This window comes from Geminicoccus flavidas (assembly GCF_009806515.1).
GTDB classification, from domain to species: domain Bacteria; phylum Pseudomonadota; class Alphaproteobacteria; order Geminicoccales; family Geminicoccaceae; genus Geminicoccus; species Geminicoccus flavidus.
In genome coordinates, this window is the sequence record NZ_WUJP01001091.1 from 1 (window position 1) to 2,170 (window position 2,170).

The window sequence follows — 2,170 nt, forward strand, 5'->3', positions numbered from 1 at the left end:
GGCGGAAGAAGGCTACCGCTACCGTGAGATGCCACGGGCGGCGGAAACAGTGGGGTGAGGGAGGCGGCGACGGACGCGCGGAATCCTCAGCCCTTCCCGTACTCGTCATGCCGCCGCCACCAGATGCCCGCCTCGTTGCGCCCCTTCGGCGCCCGGTCGAGCCACTGGTACATGCCCCACAGCACGTCCAGCCCGCGCGCATAGGTGGAGTAGGCGTGATAGACGACGCCGTCCTCCAGGACGAACGTGCTCATGCCCGGCAGGTCGCGCGTGAAGCTGGCGGCATCGGTGCCGCAGGTGGCGGCGATATGCACGAGCGGCTCCGAGGGCGTCGGGTCCGCAGCCTGGGCGCTGCGGCGGAAATTGTACTCGGTCGTCCCGGCGCGCTGCTGCTCCTCGGTGACCGCGACGTTGAAGTCGAAGTTGAAGTCGCTGTCATGGGCGGACGCCCAGGGGAAGGTCCAGCCCATCCGCCGCTGGTACGCCTGCAGCCGAGCCAAGGGAGCCCGCGACACCGCGCAGAGCGTCACGTCATGGTTCGCCAGATGGAGGGCGAAGCCATTGAACCCATCGGCGATGGCCGAGCAGGACGGGCAGCCCGCCTGCCAGTCCGGCCCGAACATGAAATGGTAGACGAGAAGCTGCGAGCGCCCCTCGAACAGATCGGCCAGGGTCGCCGTGCCCCGCCCGGTCTCGAACCGGTAGGTCTTGTCGACCCGCACCCATGGCAGCGCCTGCCGCTGCCGCGCCAGCGCGTCGCTCTGCCGCGTCAGCTCCTTTTCCGCCTCCAGCAGCGCCAGCCGCGCTGCCAGCCATTCTTCCCGCGTGCCGGTCGCATGCCCGGTCATGGTCCGTTGCTCCTTGCCGGTTGGTCGTTGCGACAGAGGTTGCTAGCAGGGAGCGGGCGGCGGGAGTGACAAGTGTGGCGGGATTCCAGGTGGACTCGCTGATCACGGCCGCAGCACGTGCGCTGGCCGCAGGTGACCCGCTGGGGGCGCTGAACCGGGTGGCCCTGCGCCAGGACGCGCCGGCACTGGCACTCCGCGGCATCGCCATGGCGCAGCTGGGCGACCTCGACCGGGCAAAGGCGCTCGTGCGCAGCGCGGTACGCGCCTTCGGTCCGCGCGACCCGGTGGCTCGCGCCCGATGCACCGTGGCGCTGGCCGAGATCGCCCTGGCTTCGCGCGACCTCAGCGGGCCGACCGAGGCGCTCACTGCCGCCCGCGCAACGCTGGAGCGGCATGGCGATCGGGCAAATGCCATGCACGCACGCCACCTGGAGGCCAGGCACCTCCTCTTGATCGGCCGGCCTGACCAAGCGGAAGACCTGCTGGCCGGGCTGGACCCGGCCCTGCTGCCGCCGGCGGTGCGGACGGCGCACGAGCTGGTGATGGCGGGCATCGCGATCCGCCGCCTCCGCATCGCCCCGGCTCGCGCGGCGATCGCACAGGCCCAGCGCAGCGCACGCCTGGCCGGCATCGCCGCGCTGGAAGCGGAGGTGGAACGCGCCGCCCGCGTGCTGGACACGCCGGCGGCACGCCTGGTCGCTCCAGGCGGCGGCCGTCCGCTCCTGCTGGAGGAGGTGGAGCGCCTGCTGACATCGGATGCACTGATCATCGATGGCTGCCGCCATGCCGTGCGCGCTCCGCATCGTGTGATCCCGCTGGCGACCCGGCCGGTGCTGTTTGCGCTGGCGCGCGCCCTGGGCGAGGCCTGGCCCGCCGACGTGCCGAGGGACGTGCTCATTGCCCGCGCATTCGGTGCCAGGCACGCCGACGAGTCCCATCGCGCGCGGCTGCGGGTGGAAGTCGGGCGGCTGCGTGCGGTGCTGCAGCCGCTGGCCTCGATTAGCGCCACAGAGCGGGGCTTCCTGCTGACCCCACTGAAGGCAGACGCGGTGGTGGTGCTGGCCCGGCCCGTGGACGAGCGCCACGGCGCGATGCTGGCCCTGCTCGCCGACGGCGAGGCATGGTCGAGCTCCGCCCTGGCGCTGGCGCTCGGCACCAGCCAGCGCAGCGTGCAGCGGGCGCTCGATGCGCTGGCCGCCGCAGGCAGGGTCCGCCCGTTCGGCCAGGCACGCGCCCGCCGCTGGATGGCTGTGGCGGCCGTGCCGGAAATCGCGACGACCTTGTTGCTCCCGGTCCCGCTGCCGGGCGGCTAGGTTCATGTC

Annotated in this window: 2 protein-coding genes; one reads left to right on the plus strand and one right to left on the minus strand. The window is 72.3% G+C overall.

What is annotated here, in order from left to right; all coding sequences use genetic code 11:
• Window positions 1–86: 86 nt before the first annotated feature.
• Window positions 87–848: a DUF899 domain-containing protein gene (locus EQG76_RS30925; RefSeq protein WP_159719059.1), complete on the minus strand. Its 762-nt coding sequence runs from the start codon at window positions 846–848 to the stop codon at window positions 87–89.
• A gap of 89 nt (window positions 849–937) precedes the next feature.
• Here EQG76_RS30925 and EQG76_RS30930 point away from each other — a divergent pair, with 89 nt between their 5' ends.
• On the plus strand, window positions 938–2,161 hold the full coding sequence (locus EQG76_RS30930) for a helix-turn-helix domain-containing protein (protein ID WP_159719060.1): 1,224 nt from the start codon (window positions 938–940) through the stop codon (window positions 2,159–2,161).
• The last annotated feature ends 9 nt before the right edge of the window (window positions 2,162–2,170 follow it).